Annotated in this window: 21 protein-coding genes; 13 read left to right on the top strand and 8 right to left on the bottom strand. The window is 50.4% G+C overall.

What is annotated here, in order from left to right; genetic code table 11:
- Positions 1-25 precede the first annotated feature (25 nt).
- The 4 genes from OOF89_RS24850 to OOF89_RS23695 form a co-directional block, all read right to left on the bottom strand.
- Positions 26-409 carry a DUF7344 domain-containing protein gene (locus OOF89_RS24850; protein ID WP_456071301.1) on the bottom strand — a complete coding sequence of 128 codons (384 nt, stop codon included), beginning with the start codon at positions 407-409 and terminating at the stop codon, positions 26-28.
- Between the two features lie 82 nt (positions 410-491).
- Positions 492-1,139 (bottom strand): helix-turn-helix domain-containing protein, encoded by a 648-nt coding sequence (locus OOF89_RS23705; RefSeq protein ID WP_266082898.1) that lies wholly within the window; start codon positions 1,137-1,139, stop codon positions 492-494.
- A gap of 580 nt (positions 1,140-1,719) precedes the next feature.
- The gene (locus tag OOF89_RS23700) at positions 1,720-2,820 is read right to left on the bottom strand and encodes a metallophosphoesterase (protein WP_266082897.1); all 1,101 of its coding nucleotides are present in this window, start codon (positions 2,818-2,820) and stop codon (positions 1,720-1,722) included.
- A 425-nt stretch (positions 2,821-3,245) separates the two neighbouring features.
- Positions 3,246-3,545 (bottom strand): hypothetical protein, encoded by a 300-nt coding sequence (locus tag OOF89_RS23695; RefSeq protein WP_266082896.1) that lies wholly within the window; start codon positions 3,543-3,545, stop codon positions 3,246-3,248.
- 663 nt (positions 3,546-4,208) lie between these two features.
- Between OOF89_RS23695 and OOF89_RS23690 the strand changes: the two genes are divergently transcribed.
- Entirely contained in the window at positions 4,209-5,234 is a 1,026-nt protein-coding gene (locus tag OOF89_RS23690) for a Gfo/Idh/MocA family protein (protein ID WP_266082895.1), read from the top strand.
- Positions 5,235-5,352: 118 nt separating this feature from the next.
- Here OOF89_RS23690 and OOF89_RS23685 read toward each other — a convergent pair whose 3' ends face one another.
- Positions 5,353-6,132: an SDR family oxidoreductase gene (locus OOF89_RS23685; RefSeq protein WP_266082893.1), complete on the bottom strand. Its 780-nt coding sequence runs from the start codon at positions 6,130-6,132 to the stop codon at positions 5,353-5,355.
- Between the two features lie 301 nt (positions 6,133-6,433).
- Here OOF89_RS23685 and OOF89_RS23680 point away from each other — a divergent pair, with 301 nt between their 5' ends.
- The 3 genes from OOF89_RS23680 (at position 6,434) to OOF89_RS23670 (ending at position 9,623) form a co-directional block, all read left to right on the top strand.
- Complete coding sequence (locus OOF89_RS23680; protein ID WP_266082891.1) at positions 6,434-6,817, top strand: hypothetical protein; 384 nt, start codon at positions 6,434-6,436, stop codon at positions 6,815-6,817.
- Between the two features lie 379 nt (positions 6,818-7,196).
- On the top strand, positions 7,197-8,297 hold the full coding sequence (locus OOF89_RS23675; RefSeq protein WP_266082889.1) for a malectin domain-containing carbohydrate-binding protein: 1,101 nt from the start codon (positions 7,197-7,199) through the stop codon (positions 8,295-8,297).
- A gap of 813 nt (positions 8,298-9,110) precedes the next feature.
- Positions 9,111-9,623 carry a hypothetical protein gene (locus OOF89_RS23670; RefSeq protein ID WP_266082887.1) on the top strand — a complete coding sequence of 171 codons (513 nt, stop codon included), beginning with the start codon at positions 9,111-9,113 and terminating at the stop codon, positions 9,621-9,623.
- 1,379 nt (positions 9,624-11,002) lie between these two features.
- On the opposite strand, the gene OOF89_RS23665 is transcribed toward OOF89_RS23670, so the two are convergent.
- Positions 11,003-11,335: a DMT family transporter gene (locus OOF89_RS23665; RefSeq protein ID WP_266082885.1), complete on the bottom strand. Its 333-nt coding sequence runs from the start codon at positions 11,333-11,335 to the stop codon at positions 11,003-11,005.
- 117 nt (positions 11,336-11,452) lie between these two features.
- Here OOF89_RS23665 and OOF89_RS23660 point away from each other — a divergent pair, with 117 nt between their 5' ends.
- The 7 genes from OOF89_RS23660 (at position 11,453) to OOF89_RS23630 (ending at position 17,958) form a co-directional block, all read left to right on the top strand.
- On the top strand, positions 11,453-11,962 hold the full coding sequence (locus OOF89_RS23660; protein WP_266082883.1) for a hypothetical protein: 510 nt from the start codon (positions 11,453-11,455) through the stop codon (positions 11,960-11,962).
- 493 nt (positions 11,963-12,455) lie between these two features.
- The gene (locus OOF89_RS23655) at positions 12,456-12,803 is read left to right on the top strand and encodes an SWIM zinc finger family protein (protein ID WP_266082881.1); all 348 of its coding nucleotides are present in this window, start codon (positions 12,456-12,458) and stop codon (positions 12,801-12,803) included.
- Positions 12,804-12,935: 132 nt separating this feature from the next.
- Positions 12,936-14,351 carry an ATP-binding protein gene (locus OOF89_RS23650; RefSeq protein WP_266082879.1) on the top strand — a complete coding sequence of 472 codons (1,416 nt, stop codon included), beginning with the start codon at positions 12,936-12,938 and terminating at the stop codon, positions 14,349-14,351.
- Between the two features lie 41 nt (positions 14,352-14,392).
- Complete coding sequence (locus tag OOF89_RS23645) at positions 14,393-14,626, top strand: hypothetical protein (protein WP_266082877.1); 234 nt, start codon at positions 14,393-14,395, stop codon at positions 14,624-14,626.
- A gap of 446 nt (positions 14,627-15,072) precedes the next feature.
- Positions 15,073-16,488, top strand: a complete 1,416-nt coding sequence (locus OOF89_RS23640; protein ID WP_266082875.1) for a sugar porter family MFS transporter — start codon at positions 15,073-15,075, stop codon at positions 16,486-16,488.
- A 42-nt stretch (positions 16,489-16,530) separates the two neighbouring features.
- Positions 16,531-17,136 carry a universal stress protein gene (locus OOF89_RS23635; RefSeq protein WP_266082874.1) on the top strand — a complete coding sequence of 202 codons (606 nt, stop codon included), beginning with the start codon at positions 16,531-16,533 and terminating at the stop codon, positions 17,134-17,136.
- Between the two features lie 543 nt (positions 17,137-17,679).
- Positions 17,680-17,958 (top strand): SWIM zinc finger family protein, encoded by a 279-nt coding sequence (locus tag OOF89_RS23630; protein WP_266082873.1) that lies wholly within the window; start codon positions 17,680-17,682, stop codon positions 17,956-17,958.
- 83 nt (positions 17,959-18,041) lie between these two features.
- Here the strand turns inward: OOF89_RS23630 and OOF89_RS23625 are convergent, their stop codons facing one another.
- Both OOF89_RS23625 and OOF89_RS23620 read right to left on the bottom strand, forming a co-directional pair.
- Positions 18,042-18,440, bottom strand: a complete 399-nt coding sequence (locus OOF89_RS23625; RefSeq protein WP_266082871.1) for a PIN domain-containing protein — start codon at positions 18,438-18,440, stop codon at positions 18,042-18,044.
- On the bottom strand, positions 18,437-18,682 hold the full coding sequence (locus OOF89_RS23620; RefSeq protein ID WP_266082869.1) for an antitoxin VapB family protein: 246 nt from the start codon (positions 18,680-18,682) through the stop codon (positions 18,437-18,439). Before OOF89_RS23620 ends, OOF89_RS23625 begins: the two co-directional genes overlap by 4 nt.
- Positions 18,683-18,697: 15 nt before the next feature.
- Between OOF89_RS23620 and OOF89_RS23615 the strand changes: the two genes are divergently transcribed.
- Together OOF89_RS23615 and OOF89_RS23610 are read left to right on the top strand one after the other, a co-directional pair.
- On the top strand, positions 18,698-19,330 hold the full coding sequence (locus tag OOF89_RS23615; RefSeq protein WP_266082867.1) for a SprT-like domain-containing protein: 633 nt from the start codon (positions 18,698-18,700) through the stop codon (positions 19,328-19,330).
- 11 nt (positions 19,331-19,341) lie between these two features.
- Positions 19,342-20,001, top strand: coding sequence for a helix-turn-helix domain-containing protein (locus tag OOF89_RS23610; protein ID WP_266082865.1), 660 nt, complete (start codon positions 19,342-19,344; stop codon positions 19,999-20,001).
- Positions 20,002-20,023 lie beyond the last annotated feature (22 nt).

Raw genomic sequence — 20,023 nt, 5'->3', positions numbered from 1 at the left:
ATATGAGTATGGTATCTCCTGAAAATCATGATTCGCTCTTTTGTTCTTTAGTCAGTATGAGTTCAAGAAATGGTTCTATCGATTGTATTGCAGTAGTACAGCTAATAGTGCTCTGATCTCTCCTATAGTACACGAAGTTCAGTTGTTTGAGCTTCGGCAGATGCTTGTGGAGTAATGCGATGTACTCTCGTTCGATTAGGTTTTCTGGGAGTTCACTGCGTGATGTCTGTTGTTTTTGAGCCGCAATTTCGGCGGCTACATCCGCGATCTCGACTGGGTGCGAACATGATCTGAGATACGCGAGGGCGTATTGACGACTTTTACTGGCGAGTACATCGAAAATCAGATCTAAGTATTGTTCCTGGGCGTTTTCATCCGTTTCGGGATTCCCGTACGAATCTGTGACCATACACACGCTAGTTCAATTCAGTAGTTGGAATGTCGCCATGACCAGATCATGGCTTTATAATATCCAAGTGGAATTGCTCCCCCTATTTCTCTGGCTCAACTAGCACTGTTGTAACAAGTTGCTCGATTCCTCGCCGAAGCCGCTCCGAGGCGGCTTGGTTGGAGATTCCGAGGGCGTTGGCTACTTCTTCTACGGTGCTATCACGGGGAATTTGGTAGTATCCCTGCTCGACCGCTGCGACAAGCGCATCGCGTTGGGCTGCTGTGAGTTCACCGCGCTCTTGGCGAGGTGCTTTCGGTTTGAAGAGATTCAGCAATTGGAACGAATGGTTCTGGGACGAGAGGTAATCTTGAAAGACTTCTAGTTGTTCACGGGTTGCAAAACGGATTCGAAGATGCCACGCCTCATTCTGCGTTTCGGCATTGAGGATTGAGCCTTCCGTATCGATAAGGGCATCAACAAACTGATTCACTGAGTCATCCCATTCTAATTGGTAGTAGCGCTCATCCTCGAACGCTTCCACCTCGATAACTGAATCGACTGTCGGATCCGCTTTGAGCGCTGTATCAAACGCATCGAAATCGTCACCGGTTACCCATAAACAGGGCATGACCCACACCGTTCCATGGGCAGCGACGCGTTCAGCTTTCACAGTCATTTCTGGAACGGTTTCGAGTGTGTGACCAAGTGCGAACCCATCCGCCGGAATCGAAAACGATGCGACGAACATACGATGATTACTGAGTGAAGCCAGAAAACCAGAGTGATCCAAAAAAAATGAGTGTTTACTAAGAAGTTGCTCGATGATGGGATTAGAATTCCCATTTTACTCCATGTCTTTCGTTTTACTTCTACGCAGCATTGGACACGAACAGGTTGACCTGCGTTTTGAATCGTGAAATGGTGTGTGGCGGCGTTAGAGCGGGCGGCTGATTTGGGGTTGGTGCGTGCGCCTGGCCAGAGTGTATCGTATGTGGTGGTCGACGATAACAAGCGCTTGCGTGAACGGGTGAGGAGTTGGACGAGTATGATACTGGATTTTATCGGGAGTTGTTGATTCGTACAGCAGCGAGTGTGTTGTCACCGCTGGGGTGGCGTGAATCGGATATCGAGCAAGAGCTAGGGCATAATACTGAATCCAGTTTAGCATCTTTTGGTTGAGGAAAGGCAAATAGATGGCCTTGCTGAAATCATAGAAAGATGATGGGTTTCAGGAGTCGTGCTGAATACAAGCTGAATATTTCTCAATAAAATGACACAGGGAAGCTTTGGTCTAAAACCTCAATCTATACCCTGTTGGTTCCGGAGCCTTAGGCGCCTTTTCTATAAGTGTTCAAATTGAATTTAAAAGACTCCTTTTTGTCCTTACTCCATTTTTCGAGATATGGTGAATACGTATTTATTTCAGCATTGTATGTTTTCGTGTTTATCGTCAAGAGACGGAACCAGCCATCCCCACCGTTGTCAATAGTCTGGTAGTCCATGAACATCTGTGCGGTACGATTGCCCCTTGCATGAGCGGTACGTCGTGCGACGTATGGGCCTGTTATATGGTGCCCAGAATGAACATTCGCTAAGTTCTCGTGGTAACGCAATTCGGATTGCCACATCTGCTCTCCGTTGTTGTAGTTGCTACCTTCAGGGAGGCCCCCACCTTCGTACCCATTTGGAGCGAAGTTGTCGTTCGCATCCGTTCGGGTGCCGTCGTGGTACGTATAGGTATGCGTTACGAGAATCGTGGTCGCTTCAGCATAGGCGTCCATTACCTGCCCGGCCCACTTCAAAGCCGCGTCACGTGGCCCGAACTCCAGCGTGAGGAAGAGAAATTGCTCCCCATGAATCTCTTGGAGGAAATACGCGTTTTCGGCATGTCCTTCGAATGTCCCCCAGTCGAGAATCGTGTCATTGCTCTGCTTGGTTTCCTTGTAGCGGGTCGCCGGGAAACGACTGCGAAACGTTTGCGGATTTCGTATATTGTCCGCATCGTGATTTCCAAGAGACAGTACGGTGGGAACATTCGCATCGTCCATCCTGCCGATCGCATCTTGGGCTACATCCCACTCGGCATCGTTGTCTGACCCGTAACTCTGCACGATGTCTCCTTCGTGAAGGAACATCTGGATATTATACGTCTCCTTATTATCGGCAACCCACTGACCCATCTGCTCGAAGATGCCGTTGTCTTGTTGTGCGTAGTACTGCGTATCCGGGAAAATCGCAATGGTGAACTCGGTGCTAGGGTCGACAGTTGGTTCACCACTCTCACTCGCACGCTGGGCCGCAGTTCGGTGACTTGCCGTGAGGCCCAATCCGCCGAGGCCACCTAAGAATGCCAATGTCTGGCGTCGTGTTGCAGACGGTGCGTTCTGATGATCCAATTCCACGGTGCTCTCTGCGTGCATCTCTGACATCGATTTCGCAGATGAATGCCTTTTAGATAATCCTTGATAATAATACTATATACGACAAATAATACTTTGTAGATCATGAATTGAGGGGGCCAAGATTGCTGAATACATCCTCTATATCTGGCACACCATTTCTAACAGATGACTGGTGGGTGATGTTAAACCGTTGGCTCGTCAGCTCGGAACACTTCGGCACATTCTCAATCAAGCCGTCCTCGGCTGTCGCAAGTAAGAGCAGCCGATTACACCGTTGTAATAGAGGGGGGATCGCGTTCGCGATCCTCTCCGTTTCGCAGAAAATGACGCAGAAAAAGACGCACTCCACTGTAACTAGCGCACTAGTACCACCATGTGTCACCGGCAACGCGGTGTGAACCTCATGTGGTGTGGTTCGAGCGGGGGTTCGTCGAACCCCCGTGATTACAACGCTATAATCCGCGCCCTCCGTTCCCTCCCGCGTTGGCTTCGTGAGCTCGCATCCACCCGGCGAGGTCAGGATGGGCGAACGTGATCTCGATGTGTTGTCCACCGACGCCCATTGCGTCGTCTACACACAGCGTTCGAGATTCCTTGTACGTCACACCGGGCACGCGTTCGGCCATCTCCTCCATGACGCGATAACCATCGTTCTTGTATGCACAGCCGTAGTGCGTCGCCACTTCGCGATAGCCCAAACGTGTAACCATCACGTCGTTCGTCTTGGCAACGTTCTTCGCGTGCTCAAGCACGTCGAGGTACTTGTCTTCGACTTGCTGACTCTCGGCACGCTTTTCACGGAAGTTGACCAGTCCGGTGTTCTGTTCCGAGCGCTGGACTGTCTCGAAGAGCTGGCGACTCGTCGTCTACACTCACTCGGTCTCGTAATTCTATTCGATAAGCAGAGAAGAATTACTTGTTCCACGAACGTCTATTCTCCTATGAGACATGGACGCTCGAAACGGCTTCTTGAATTCCTTATCATCGGAATTCTGTTTGGGGTGACTGAAGACGTACTTTCTGTCGTCATAACGACAGATTCAGATGTCACACGGAAAATGCTCCTGCTAATCGTTCTTATCGCAGTTCCATTTGCGGCGTTTTCTGAACTTGTTGCTGATCATCCCATTTCATTCACTTCGATCGATTAGCAGACTGGCTCAAAACCCGGCATGAGCCGAGTAGGAAGGCTGGCTAATCTCGGAGCCGACGGTGCCTGCTTCGCAATTTCGAATCGTAACAACACGCCACTAATTATTTTCTCCTCTAAATGCTACGTGGCCACTTGGTAGTGTATTTCCCTACTGTTGGATTCATGAAATCAATCCGCACCGACGTGTCTACCTCTGATATCTCACTGATCGGTTATGAACTAAGTTCCACACACTTTTGCACGACCGTGGTGTGTCAACTCTATGGTTGTTCGGATTGGGGGAGTTGGTGTCGGAGGTATTGGCTACTTGGAACTCCACTTATTCGCGAGTATGGACGACGTGGCTATAGTAGCAAGTGCAGATACGTCACCGGGTGCTCGTGCCGTGTTCGAATCCGAATTTAATGTTCCGGCGTATGAGGACTACAAAACACTCCTCTGCGAACATAGCGGGGAGTTAGACGGGATATTGATCGCAACGCCACATGCATATCACTACGATCAAGCAACTGCCTGCTTAGAAGCAGGCATTGACGTCTTGTTGGAAAAACCCATAACAATCGATGTGCGAGATGCTGTCGATCTCGTTGAAACAGCACGACGCCACAACCGTGTTCTCAAAGTCGGGTACCAACGACATTTCCATCCCGTGTTTCAAATGATTCGACATCTCATTGCCAGCAATCGTATCGGCACTATCCACACGATTGCGTGCTATATTGGGCAAGATTGGTTTTCGTCACACCAAGGAACATGGAGGACTGATCCAGAAATTTCGGGTGGTGGGCAGTTGTACGATACAGGGTCGCACCTCATTGATGCACTCTTATGGGTAACGAATGGGATTCCTGAGACGGCAACTGCTTCGATCGAATTTGCAAAGCCGGGAATCGATGTGAGTGCGGCACTCACGACTCGCTTACAAGTGGATGGCGGTACAGCTATTGGGAGTGTCACGGTGACTGGTGATGGTGTCGCAATGGACCCACGTGAGGGGTACGTTATCTGGGGTACACGCGGAGGTATCGTTTATACAGGAGATTATCTGTATCTCGAACACAGGGGTGCAACCAGATACACTGTACCGACGGGAACAGAATCGAACTTCGACATTGCAACGAGACGAAAGGTAGCAGACTTCGTCACCGCCATCAACGACGGCGAACGACCGGTCGTCTCGGACGAAGCAATCCAAGTTACTGCCTTGACTGAAGCCGCGTACATGGCTGCGGCCGAAGAGCGCACGATCGAGGTTCAGGATCTCATTTCCGAGGTGTCGGAAGCGTGAAACCAAACGGTTTGAAGAATGAACATCCTATCTAAATAATCATGAGCTTCAACTAAACACTCTGATCGTTGGATACAGGGCGTGTCTCGGCCACTGGGCTATTGTCAATCTCTATATCTCACGCAGTATTTACCATCCCACCATCCACGATTACCGATTCACCAGTTACGTAACTCGCAAGATCACTCGCCAAGTACAGGGCTGTTTTCGCGATATCGTCCGGTGCTCCGAATCGACCTAAAGGAATCAATTCGCGCATCTGTTCGCCGGACTCGGTGCCAACGATTGGAACATCATCTGTCGTCATTGCTGTCTCGATGACACCCGGATGAATGACGTTCACTCGAATACCATCCGCTCCAAGTTCTGCAGCGAGTGAGTACGTGAGCAGTCTGATTCCACCTTTCGAAGTACAATACGGTGAAAGATTGCTGTAGCCTTGGATTCCTGCGATGCTCGAAATATTCACGATGCTGCCGCCACCGTTCTCGCGCATCTGTCGTGCCGCCGCCTGCGATCCGAAGAACGCACCATTAAGATTGATGTTGAGGAGCCGTTGGTAGGCCTCTGGATCAATGTCTGTCACCGGACCGTTCGGGCCGACAATTCCTGCGTTGTTTACCATCACGTCGAGACTCCCGAATTCGTCAACGGCCATCTCGACAGTTCCCTCTACGTCTGCAGGATCAGAGACGTCACACTGTGCGAACACCGCTTGTGCGTCTGTTTCCTTATTGACGCGTTCGTGCGTCGTCGAACCATTCTCACGCGGGTCTTCGCGAACGTCTGCAACGACGATATTTGCGCCTTCTTCAGCGAACCTGTGTGCTATTGCACGGCCGATTCCGCTCGCTGCACCCGTCACTACCGCTGTTTGTCCCCCAAGTAACCCATCCATACACCGTTGCACAACGTCTGTTGGTGTGAGTGTTACTGCCGTCTGTTGACCGGCATTGATGAAATACTATGATTCACGTTCGGTCTGCTAGAGTTGAATCCGGTATAATGTATTCAAAATAAACCGCGACGGGTACTTTGAAAGCTGATCTAGCGGTACAACACGAAGGTATCTGACGAAATGTCGCTGTCACACTATTCTTCTGGTGATTCCGACTGTTTAGGACTCTCAAATGACTGTCGCGCATCCGGATTCAGTTTAAAGATGAGGTTCATCATGATGTAGGTCTAACTATACTATCATGCTCCGCATGCTCCTCTCGGCAATCGGCATCATCGAACTACTTTCACCAGAGGCACTCATCAACCGTGCCGAACATCTTGCACTCGATAATCCCGGTGACTGTGAATTGCGGTCGTGGGTTGTTCCTGGTGCTCGGATTGAAGGACTCCTTATCTTACTTTCTATGTGGCGAAACGATCGCTCGTATTCTGCATTTAAGCAATTTCTCGGCGTTATTGGACTTCTTGCACTGGCGTTCCCGCGTGCCTATGTCGATTATGGAACCCAGCTTGCATACACCGATGCCAGCAAATGCCGATGGAAACCGTGGGTCTACTTCGGAACCCGGTTGGTCGGACTGTTGTACGTAATCATCGCTCTCGACGAACTACGGAACGACTGATCTAGATGTTGATTATGTGCTGTTCTGTTGCTGGACTCACCGAGCGATTTGTCGACTGAACGTGTCATAAATTTCCAATCCACTCTGGAGAGTCTGGTATACTTCAACGTAGTCAACTTCTGCCTTGTTGAAATCATTTGGATAGTGATATGTATTAGGAGTTGTACTGAATGCACGGCGCGTATCTTACACGAGGCAACCAGATCAATCTGCCTGTCTAGTGAGTCTGTTTGATTGTTCATATCACATTTAAATAGGGGATGAAACATTCGATCTATCTGTCTCTCGCTCAGTGCCCATCTCGCTGCTTCAGTCTCCCGAATCGAGAATTTTGCGCTCCGATGTCGAAATAATTAACTCGATTCCACAGAGAGCGGGGATGAATGACCGTAATACAGCGGGGGTCGTGAGCGGCATGGCAGGGAGGTCATCGAACAGCTTCATTCAAGGGGCACTCATCGGTGGGGGCTTCGTTTTCTTCGTCGCCGGACTGGTTGTCGTCGCAGGACTCTCGGGCGTTCCCTTCGGCCGGTCACCCGCCAGCGGCGGCGCAGCTGGAACCACGCCGGCCACGAACACGACAACGGCAACGACCGCCATAACTCCATCAAAGACTCAGACGAGCGCAGCGACGCCGCCGAGCACGTCGAAAACAACGAGCACGACAACTTCTCAACGGACATTAAGAACGACCACCAGGACGACATCGACCACGACAGTAACTACGACCAGAACACCTACCACGACAACGACTACGTCCCGACCACGCAAGCGAGTGCTCTACCGCGTCAACGTTGGTGGGCCGCAAATCCCTGCGAACGACGGTGGTCCTGCATGGCAGGCTGACACGAAGATAAATCCATCACGGTTCGGCAACGCGCAAACAAGCGGGAGTCGCGTGAGCACTACAACCGACCGCATCTCACTGACGCCGGCGGTTCCGCGGGGCATCCCCCGAAAGATGTTTTACTCGTGGCGGTGGGACGCCGATTACAAGACACCGCGCGACGACCCCGAGATGCGCTGGCAGTTCCCGGTCGAACCCGGAACGTATACAGTTCGGCTCTACTTCGCGGAGACGTACCTCACCGACTCGGGCCCAAACAGCAACCAGAAGAAAGGTCCCCGCGTATTCGACGTTCGCGTCGAAGACAATCAGGTTCTAAACAATTATAACATGTATGCCGAACTCGGCACCGACAGGGGAACAGCGAAATCATACACGGTTCAGGCCCGCGATGGGACGCTCGACGTCACCTTCCTCCACGAGACAGAAGATCCGCAGTTGCAAGGCATCGAAGTTGTTCGCGTGTCCGACAGCGGACAGAACAGTCGTGAGCGTCCGTCGATCCACAACGACAGACGGGGTGGTAGTGAGGGGATGGATACTGAAGCTGTCAACACTCGCGCTTCGGTCGGGCTGCCAGTCCTCCGTCCAGTAGACGACATGCGTGAGCGACGTTTCGCCCGGCGGCTATAGTCGATAGCCGGTCATCTAATTCACCTGTTCGGCTGTATCTAACTGCTGAACTCAAGTTTCTGTCTTCAGCACGCATTTCGTATCATCTGTTAAGGGTTTCAACAGAGCCATGAATTTAACTATGACGGACGCTATCCGGAGACGATCGAGGTCGGTGGCATCACCCGAGAGCTAGATCTCATCATCGGTGGTCCGGAGAGTGATTAGGATCGTGAGATTGAATTGCTCTATGCGAGTCCCAACGACGAATTCGAATAACGTCACTCGACCGAGCGCATACGGAGATCACGTTCTGAATGGCTTCTTTGTTTGAGAGTGGTACCTCGCATCAGATCGTGGCCATCCATACTAACGAACGATTGCTATTTTGTTCGAATCCAGATCACTCGACGCGCTTCGGGCTCCTTCTTTCGAATCTTCCCTTTTCGGCAAGCCTATCCAAAACCTCATACGCCCTCCTCTGTGGCCACCCAAGCTCGTCCGTAACCTCACTTGTCATGGAGAGGGGTCAGGCGGTACGATAACTGCAAGCACATCCGTTGTTTTCCGGTCCTGAATGAACTTGCTTCCCTCTCCTCGTGCTCTCGTATCGATATTAAACATCTGCTTCTCGAGGTAAGACCGCATGTCGAGCGATTTTGCGCCAATCTTATCATATTCGGTAGTAAGTAGCTACTATGCAAGAGATTGTTTCCCTATCATCACCCATTTGATGACCAATTTTCTCTACAATTTGTTAACCCAGATAAAGAAACGGCTCTAGATGAAGCCGATGAATATAGTTCTGAATACGACACTAAAGTTGAGAATGTTATGCTCGAGGACGAAGTCTATCTAGTATATACGAGTTCTGGATCAATCGGTGTAATCGATGAAATGGGTGATGGAGTTTTCAACGCGATTAGTGGGGTAGAGTCTCCCTATGACTTGATTATGACTCGCATCGTGAACGTTTTTGCATCAATACTCAAACAAAATTATGAAGAAGAGGGTAAGCGAATTCGTGCATTCAAGGATTTTGAGATTGACCAGATGCAACGGGCGATTGAACAGACAGAGTGGACTGGAAGCGCAATAGAAGTGGCTGGTCGTTTAGCGTCAAATCTAATACTTCGACATTCACTTCCGAATGCCAATCACCGGACATCGATTGGAATGATTCAGTACTATTTGCACTCGATAGACCCCTCTTTCGAGATGCCAGATACTGCTGTGTCTCTATTTGATGGCGAATTTGATTGGAGAGAGTGGACAAATCAGTATATCATTCGCTCTAAACAGCTCTCTACGGTCCGACGAAAGTTATACATTTTTAAACATTTGTGAAAGCACGGATGTACCGCTGTTAGGCGAAAAGATGGTATTCGGATCTCACTCGCGAACTATGATCTTGATCTCCCATACTCTGATGCTCAAGAAATCTATGCCCGGCGGCACGAACATCTTTGGATCGATTTCGCACAAAATGTGGCGCTTCGCGCTGGGTCGGGTGAATTAATAACCGAGAGCAGTCTCACGATGCATGAGTTTGCTGAAGCAGCGAAAGGTAATTCGTCGAATTAGTCTTGAAGCGTCGCAACAGTGCGCCCAGCTTCTTCCGCTGCTTCACTATGTTCCATCCCAAGGTTCTCTTCGAGTTGAGTGACAGCCTCGCGAATGTTCATACATATAGTGTGCCTACCCTCGAAGATAAATTCACCGACAGTGATGAAGGCTCTCTTTGAGTTCTCACCTTGGTCTGAAGGGTTCTTTGTTGCTCACCGAAAGCCACGGGAGAGCAAGAACTATTCTCCTGTACTCATTCGCTAGTTGTCGCATCTGTTGCCCGCGTAAGCACTCTCTTGCCGATGCATCCGACAGATACCTGACTATCTCCGATATCGAGGGCAATCATTACCAGTGAGTTACTGCCAGACGCTATTCTCAAATAGTGAAAATACAGTTGTTCAAAACTGTCTTGCTCTCATGGTATTCCCATCACTGTCGATCCTCGTCCCATTTGTTCGTACCCCCCTATTACTTTGGAAGAATTTGGAGGTACAGATCGGCATTTGACGGCTTTAAAATTGCATAGAATCGCGTAGGGCTGGTTTCCGGCCATAGAATCCAGCCTTAGGATTCTAAGGCTGGATCGAAATCATAGATGCAGCCTTTCACGGCTTCAAACGGCTGAAAACTGTACCTCACCACTTCGTCCCCATTCTTATTACTCACCCAACCTTAGACGCTCCTATTCTTGTTACTACTCCAACCTTAGGTTTGCGGGTCGATATGGGATTATACCGGTAATATCGCGGAATAGAACGTCTATATCTAGCCTTAGACCCAAGTTATTAAAATCTCATAAATACAACCACATGTACTTGTAACTTTGGAGACATACCCGCCAATCAGGCGTCGATTCAGGACATCGCTTGTGTTCCCAAAGTAGTTGGTACAGGAACCCGTTGAGGAATAAAATGAGTCCTGGCCTTACTCAATGTCCTGACTGTGGATGGACCGGTAATACAAGTGATTGCGTAATCGATGAACTCGAACGAAAGTGTCCTGTCTGCCACCACGTCTTTCGACGTACTTCGTGAATCGGGGATTCAGTTTGTATATCAGTCGGTATCTGTTACTTGTCCTCTCCAATCTCGATAAAGATGTGAGGAAGCGGTAGCTTTTCACTGACAATCGATGGCCACGGGAGACTCTCCTATAAGTTAATGAGCCGATGTGTTTGAGACGACGTTCAACAAGTAAACGCCTGCAATAATAAGTCCAAATCCAAGTACACCAGCAATGTCAATTTGCTCATCAAAGAATACGATTCCAATAACGGCAATCAACACAACACCAACTCCAGACCATGTCGCATAGATCATCCCGACAGGTAAGTCCGTGAGAGCAAGACTCAATAGATAGAACGATCCTCCATACCCGAGAACGACGATAATACTTGGAATAAGCTCAGTGAATCCGTTCGAGAGATTCAAGGCTGTTGTCCCAGTGACTTCGGCGATAATTGCTCCGACGAGGGCGACATATGAGTTCATGATTAGTCTCTCTTCGTGACAGTCCGATAAATCCTCTATCAGCTTGTGCCTTCAGATTCTATTTCTGAATACTCATCTATAGTAACAATTAACCGCATTTGTGAGTAAATTCTCAATATGCCCCTCACGCCCTATCACCTCGGTATTGGTCTATTTCTCGGTTTAGCGCTCTTTCGCTGGCTCGATTTTCCAATGCTCTGCATTGCAACGATGATTGTGGATATCAGGTCAATTGCGATCTATTTTGGCCCGTTCACCGGGAACCTCCATGGACCACTGCACACTGTGTTTGGCGGGACACTCTTAGCTGGTGTCCTTGCAACTGGCATGTACAGGACTAAGCCACTCTGGAATCGATTGGGCGCACCATTTGGCCTCGCCCAGAAGCGCTCACTCTCTCGAATCGTGGCTGCGAGTTTGATTGGTGTCTACAGCCATCTCATACTTGACGCAATTATGCATACAGATATGCAACCTCTGTATCCACTTTCGGGGAATCCCTTGCTTGGTATAATGCATCTCTCTGATGTGTACATTATCTGTGTCGCTGGATTCCTGTTCGGGGGAATATTCTATCTGGTTCATCTCTACCGTTGGCGAAGGGGTAATCTCCAGATGACCTATTAGTCAACAATTCAACAATGTGTTTCAAACGTCTGGCGAAATCACGGTCCGGAAGGTCTACTTCGGGAACATGATAGCGGGATCATGCCCCCGTTTGAGTCGGAATTCGTGATGCTGTGGGATGGATGATAGGCGGGTAGCCGACCTGAATTGCGTTCACAGCTACTCTGGGGAGGTTGTGTCTCTGACGTTACTTCGACAGGGATGGTGGCCGAGTTTCCTTTGGCCACCACAACCAATGGATTTACTGGGAAAAGGCATTCTGACCAGTCTCTCAAAATCTGCTTGGCCAGCTTCTCCTGCTCGTTCTCACCGTCCTCTAACTACTGAGTAGTGGAAACCCACGTCGGATGCAGAACCATCCGACGCTGGTCTCTCGGCTGTCAAAGCTCAAAAATACCAATTGTACGAAGCCAATTGAACGAAACCATCCATAGGAATTGAAGCTGACGAGACGGCACAGCAACGCGCACAGGCCGAACAATTTTCCTTCGACGTGGGAGCCTCCAGACTCGTCGAAGTGATCAACGAGAGCCACGGGAACCCGGAAGAGCACCAATACACCGTGTCCATCGACGACGTGACTGAGGAACTGATGGCCTGCACCTGTCCGCACCACGTCCACCGGAACGCCTACTGCAAACACATGGCCGCCGTCGAAACCTCGACGGACGGCGGAACGCTCGACGCCTTCCCCTCCGAGGACGACAACGAGACCGAACCCGAAGACTGTGACTGTGGCGGCCTTGGTGACTTCCCGTGCTGGCCGTGCGTGCGAACGGGACGAAAAGAACTGCCGAACGAACCACCGCTTCAACTCTCTTTATCCAGGCATGCCAAGTGACGGTCTCGGATATCACCGACCAGCGAATGCTCACAGGAGTCTAAATTAGGAATGAAACTATTAGAGTTTGAGCTATAATAGTCTCACCACTAACTTCGAAGCACATACATACCTCGTATCTCTACCATAAGTATGGAAAAGTTCGTCAATCGCATCAAGGAACTTGACCGACTCAAAGCGTTATACGATAGTGAGCAAGCGGAACTCGCGATCATCTACGGCCGTCGGCAAATCGGAAAGAGCGAACTCGTTCGCCAATCCGTTATTGATCGAAATGACGTCGTCTACTATCAGGCTGTTCAGGGAACTCCAACCACCCAACTTTCCCGCTTCGCTGAAGCAGTTGCCTCAACATTTCCCAGCATTACATCCGTCAAAGAAGAGTGGGAACCGCTTCTCACACACCTCGTTGACCGAGACGCGATCATCATTATCGACGAGTTTCCCTATCTTATCGAATCAGACGAGAGCCTCCCCTCTATCGTGCAACACCTGTGGGATACCGGCGTAGACGACAGTCAAGCAACGCTCGTCCTGACAGGGTCAGCGATCGGTATGATACACACCTATTTGCTTGATGGCGGTGCGCCCCTCTATGGACGAGTCTCCCAGACGCCGAATGGCCGAATGAAACTCACACAGTTACCCTTCCGGTCAGTCAAAGAGTTTGTTCCGGAATACAACCCGGAAGATCGTGTATTCGTGTATGGCGTCTTCGGTGGCACACCACGCTATCTCGATCCGCTTGACGCATCACGATCACTCGGAGAGAATATCACACGATTATTGTGTGACCCAGACGGATCACTCCATAACGAGCCAGAAACGGTGCTCCAAATGGAGCTCAATGAGGTAAACACGTATTTTTCGGTATTAGAATCGATGGCGAACGGAAATCGAAGCCGAAACGAAATCGCACAAGGGGCCGGAATTGAGAGCACCAATACGTCCTATTATTTCGACCGCTTAGAAACGCTACAGATTATCGAAAAACATCATCCAGCACTCGCTGACCCAACGCGAAGTAAACGAACGCGATACAAAATCCGAGATCCCGTCTTTCGTTTTTACTTCCGGTATCTGTACGGCCGTGGTGGTCAATACGAACTTTATGGTGAAAATGCATACGCGGATCTGATCGAACCAGAGTTACCGGACTTCGTGAGTGAAACATTTGAAGAGCTTTGTCACGATGCACTCCCTGCATTATATCCCGACTGTACGTTCACACGGGTGCCGAGTCAGTGGTGGTACAAAGGACGTGAAATCGATGTCGTCGCCCCGACTGACGAGTCAAAACTTCTCGTCGGTGAAGCCAAGTTCACAAATGCTCCGCTCGGGTATAATATTCTCAACAATCTCGAAGAGACGGTGGAATATATCAACTGGACACCGAATACGGGTGGTAACCCATCGTATGAATACGCGTTATTCAGCCGGTCAGGATTCAAATCGTCTGTAGAAGAAGCTGCTGACGATCGTACTGATCTCCGCCTTTTCGACCTGAATGATGTTATCGGTGCACTTGAGGCAGACAAGACACACTGACACCATATCCCATCTCCATCAACAACGTAACCGAGGAATTGATGGCCTGCACGTGCCCGCACCACGTCCACCGTAACGCTGTCTGCAAACACATGGCCGCCGTCGAAAACGCAACCGACGACGGGACACTCGACGCCTTCTCCTCGGAGGACGAGCGCATCAGTGGCCCGCACACTGGCTACGACAAGTACGGACACGTCGATCACAACGATTGGCGGTGTGAGGACTGTGGCGCGGAAGCCATCCGGAAGGGTGCACTCACCGATTGTTGCTAACCCACTCACTTTTTCAGTCATGTTTCGCAAAACAACGCTGGCCGATGGTACCCAGCGAACGCTCACCGAGTGTGCGGCTGGTTCGACCGAACGCGAGAACAAACCGACGACGGAGCGTGCCCAGATCTATTGATTGAAGCAATTGAGTAAAGGTATCCCACCACGACAGCGGTCAGCAGGAACAACGAAATACAATCATCCGAGGGACGAGATTACAATCTCGCTCACATGGGACGCCTACGACTCGCGGGGTCGAGAATAATTCAGTCCGTCATACGAACAGTGTATACAATAATCTTCTATTGTCCGTCATACGAACAGTGTATACAATAATCTTCTATTTTGGTGTTTTATGAGTATATATACTCCGATATCAAACTAATATTGATTGAGAAAAATTCGAAAATTATCTAAACCAAACATCGACAGCTTTGAGTACGCTATTCATGGCTACCGCTAACACAGACGACACACAAGCAAGTGGAGGGGATCGGTTCATTTATCTCACTGCTGGATTGGCAGCCCTCAACGGGCTCTTATTCGGATTCGATACCGGAATTATCTCCGGTGCATTTCTCTATATTAATAACACCTTCACGATGTCACCACTCGTTGAAGGCATCGTAATCAGTGGTGCAATGGCGGGCGCAGCGTTCGGTGCTGCGACTGGCGGCAAACTAGCCGATCAGATCGGTCGGCGCCGACTAATCCTGCTCGGTGCGGTAGTTTTCTTCATCGGATCGCTAACGATGGCTATCGCACCGACGGTTCTGGTATTGGTCGTGGGACGTCTCATCGATGGCGTTGCGATCGGCTTTGCATCAATCGTTGGCCCACTCTACATCTCTGAAATTGCACCACCCAAAATTCGCGGCGCACTTACTTCACTGAATCAACTTATGGTAACACTCGGAATCCTTATTTCCTACTTCGTCAATTACGCTTTTGCAGATACTGGCGATTGGCGATTAATGTTGGGGACGGGGATGATCCCGGCTGTCATCCTCGCACTCGGTATGCTCAAAATGCCCGAAAGCCCGCGCTGGCTCTACGAACACGATCAACCGGACGCTGCTCGAGCAGTTCTCAAGCGTACTCGTGAATCCGACATCGATGCTGAAATGGACGAAATCAAGAAAACAGTCGATAAACAGTCTGGAAACGGCTTATCGGATCTGTTCGAATCATGGTTGCGGCCAGCACTTATCGTCGGGCTCGGACTTGCCGTCTTTCAGCAAATTACCGGCATCAATGCTGTCATCTACTATGCACCCACAATTCTCGAATCAACCGGTTTCGGAAGTTCAACATCGATCTTTGCTACCGTCGGAATCGGTGTTATTAACGTCGTCATGACTATCGTTGCGATCGCACTTATTGACCGCGTTGGCCGCCGCCGTCTCTTGCTCGTTGGGGTCGGAGGAATGGTCGTGACGCCGGGAGTTCTCGGTGCCGTCTTTTACCTTCCCGGATTTGGAGGCATCCTTGGGTGGGTTGCGACGGGAAGCCTGATGCTTTTCGTTGCTTTCTTCGCGATTGGCCTTGGCCCGGTGTTTTGGTTGCTCATCTCCGAGATCTATCCACTCTCGGTTCGCGGCAGTGCCATGGGAACTGTAACTGTCGCCAATTGGGGTGCAAACCTGCTCGTTTCCCTCGCATTCCCGGTACTCACCGCAAATCTGGGTAAACCATCCACTTTCTGGCTGTTCGGGATCTGTAGCTTATTGGCATTCGTCTTCGCCTATCGAATGGTTCCCGAGACAAAGGGACGCTCCCTCGAGGCGATTGAAGCCGATCTTCGGGACAATGTCTCCGATTCTGTCGGGGCAACCGGAACGGAGTCGGTACCCTCTCGCGAGTAACGGTACGACCGATTCACTACTTTCGACTCGATACTGACCTGAATGGATGACACATTACGGCCGGTGCATTTTTCCCTTTTACATTTGGGAGACATATTTGAACAGAAAGGAGATTTAACGAGTATTTCATTGATTATTGTTGTAATTTCTCTATTGGGAAGAAATGATTTTATGAATTCGGTTGCTACTGGTAGTATGGATCAGCTACTTGCAGTAGTTGAGCCGACAGAGTCGGCACGGACCCTAGTGAGACAGGCCGGTGAAGTGGCAAAGGCAACGAACGCAGATCTTTTACTCATTCACGTCACTGACGCATTGAAATATAGCTTACATCGAGAATCCATGGATTCTTCCACCAGTAATTCGACTCATTATACTCGTAACGAGGCAGAGGAAAGGGCTACACAACTCGCCGACGAAATTGGAAGTGAAATTCTTTCTGATATTACCGTTGAATACGATACGGCAGGATATCTTGGTAACAAGGCTGAAAAAGTTCTCGAAATAGCCAATCAGCAAAATTGTGACCGGATCTTTATCACGGGTCACAACCGATCGCCGACTGGAAAGGCTATTTTCGGAGATACGGTACAGAAAATTATTCTTGATTTCGATGGCTCTGTGACTGTCAACACGGCCAAAAATTGAGTCAAACAAGTAGCCGGTGTCTGATTCCCCCTGTTTCAACTCTTCAAACCAACCGCAAAAGGGATTAATCACTGTTAGAAGTAGCTAATCAGCAAGAGCACCTGCATTAGTAGCCACTTCGGTTACAATGCTCAAGACCGACGTCGAATTTGAGGATGACTACCTATGACTCCATCTTCATCGGGCAATAGTATCGTCTCAGATGCACCTCTTGAGTCATAGCCTATCTTCAATCTCGAATATACCGTTGAAGGCACCTCTGACACTGAATACGTCCTTGTTCAACCGGTAACAGGCAACAAAAGCATTTTCTCATCCTGGATTGTTGCCGATGCGGCGACCGCGGTTCCGCTCAAAGAGATTCCATAACAACCTTTCACTGCTGCACCGTTGTAATGCCATCAGGCAGCAAATGATAGTATAGATCATTGGTTTGTTAACTGGGTCAATACCCCGGACTCATCGAACATCCCTAACGAGATCCGCGAGAACCCCACAAACCACCAGTACACCGTCTCCATCGACGACGTGACCGAGGAATTGATGGCCTGCACGTCCCCGCATCACGTCCACCGCAACGCCTTTTGCAAACACATGGCCGCCGTCGAAACCGCAACTCAAGACGGAACGCTCGACTCGTTCCCCTCCGAGGACGACAACGATACCGAACTCGAAGACTGCGACTGCGAGGGCGTCGGTGACTTCCCGTACTGGCCATGCGTTCGTGCGGGACGGAAGGAACTGCCGAACGAACCACCGCTTCAGCTCTTTTTGGCCACGTCACGGCCATTGTCGCTCCGGCTATCACCGACTAGCGAATGATCACAGTGAGTGCGGATACAGTAACCGACGATCTTCGTCTTTCTGTAAGCAGGAAACCCCGCCGTTTACGGCGGGTGAGGATATCACCGGTACTTTTCGACGTCAATCACTTTCTGTGTCGCTTCGTGAGTCAAGTCGCCGTCCCCAGAAACCACTGGTGCATCGAGTTTACGACCAACAGCAGCAATAAGTGCATCAGGCCCGTCGAGATAGGGGCCACCGGGTGCGATCTCGTCTGCAATGTTCCCGGCGGTGATCGCTGTCCGTTCGTCGGTAACATACACTTCTCCCCAGGAGAGATCAGCACGCACACCGTCGATGTCACCATCCGGAAGGTTGCCCGCTCCGACAAGCACCTCAGCATACGCAACGAGAGGGATGATCCACTGCTCCTCGGTACCGCCTGCTTCCTCGTAGAACGTTTTGGTAGACGCAACACCTGCGAGGTAGTCGATAAGAAACGAAGTGTCGAGAACCTTCACGCGTCGCCTCTACCGAGTCGTTGCATCTGTGCCTTTCGCTTCTCTTTGCCCTGTTTGCGACCCTCACGGACGCGTTCAGCCTCTTCGTCCGACCAGCGACCAAATCCATCAGCGAAATCGCCGCTGTTGTCGCCGAGCATACGCTCAAGAACGTCGTTGAAACTCTCACCCTCTCGTTTCCGGCGTTCTAACTCCCGCTTTACTGTATCGCTAACGCGAATCTGATCGTTTGCGATGCCCATCGTACGTTGACATTCGTGTTGACGCTACTTCGTCTTTGTGTTTGTGGGATCCGAACTGGGTACATTTACGACGATACTCCAAAGACATCGACGGCCCTGCTCGACCGAGTACGACAGCACGCGGCGGACGTCGCCGCTGAGCACTTCCCGGACTTACCGGTCGAAACGATTGCGTGGGAAGTGTCTCACCGACGACAGCGGTCGGCAGGAGCGACGAAGTACGACCCTGCGAACGGCGAGATAACGATCTCGCTCGCATGGGCCGCATTCGAGCAGCACGGTTGGGAGCAATTCAGTTCGACGGTGCGCCACGAACTCATCCACGCCTGGCAGTACCACGAATTCGGCGACGCGGATCACGGCTCGACGTTCGCACAGTGGCGGACCGCCTCGACACTTCGCAGCACTGCGAGCGATTCACCACCCCGAAGTGGTGGCTTGTTTGCGAGGACTGCGGCAGGCGGATTGGCCGGTATCGACGCTCAAAGACCGTTCGCAACCCAGAACAGTACCGATGTAGTGAGTGCGGTGGGTCACTCCGTGTCGAGAAGGGGATCAGAAATAACTGAAAGACAAAAATCGCTGGTACCCTGTACCCCCGCGAGATGCACGTCCATACCACCCAAGCGACTAAGCGTCAACAAATAGTGTACGATTGCATGGCGGTCATTATTGAGCTGTCTCTTCCCCCGGAGAACTTCCCGTTAGGAACCATGCTGACCACTGACAGTGACCTCCATATCGAGTTCGAGCGCATCGTCCCTGTGGGTGCCGACGTCGTCCCGATTTTTTGGGCGTGGGATGGCGACTTAGATGCCTTCGAACAGCGTGTTCGAGACGATATCAACGTCCAGCAATTCGTTGCAATCGATGAAGTGGGTGACCGTCGGTTGTATCTCCTCAATTGGGATATCCCAAGTGGAGCATTCTTGGAAGGGCTTACTACCGCAGAGGGGATCATTCGAAACGCTCACGGCTATGGCACTGACAATTGGGAGTTCGAATTGTTGTTCCCATCTCACGACCATCTGACACGCTTCCATAACATCAGTCGAGAGAACGACATTGGGTACACACTCGGCAAAATGCAGTCGTTATCCGAGGCCGGTGCATCCGAACTCGAAAATATCCTCACGGACAAACAGCGGAAAGCACTCGTGCTCGCATTCCAACGTGGGTATTTCGAGACGCCCTGGCAGGTGACGCTCTCGGAGTTGGCGACAGAACTCGATATTACCCAACAATCGTTGTCGGATCGAATCAGACATGGTATCGAGGCTATTGTCAAGCAGACACTATTCGGTGCGTCCGAGCCATGATCATCTGATCTGCTATTATTTC

It is taken from the genome of Haladaptatus caseinilyticus, assembly GCF_026248685.1.
GTDB classification, from domain to species: domain Archaea; phylum Halobacteriota; class Halobacteria; order Halobacteriales; family Haladaptataceae; genus Haladaptatus; species Haladaptatus caseinilyticus.
The sequence above is the reverse complement of the archived record's forward strand: the minus strand, read 5'-3'. Positions and strand labels throughout refer to the sequence as shown.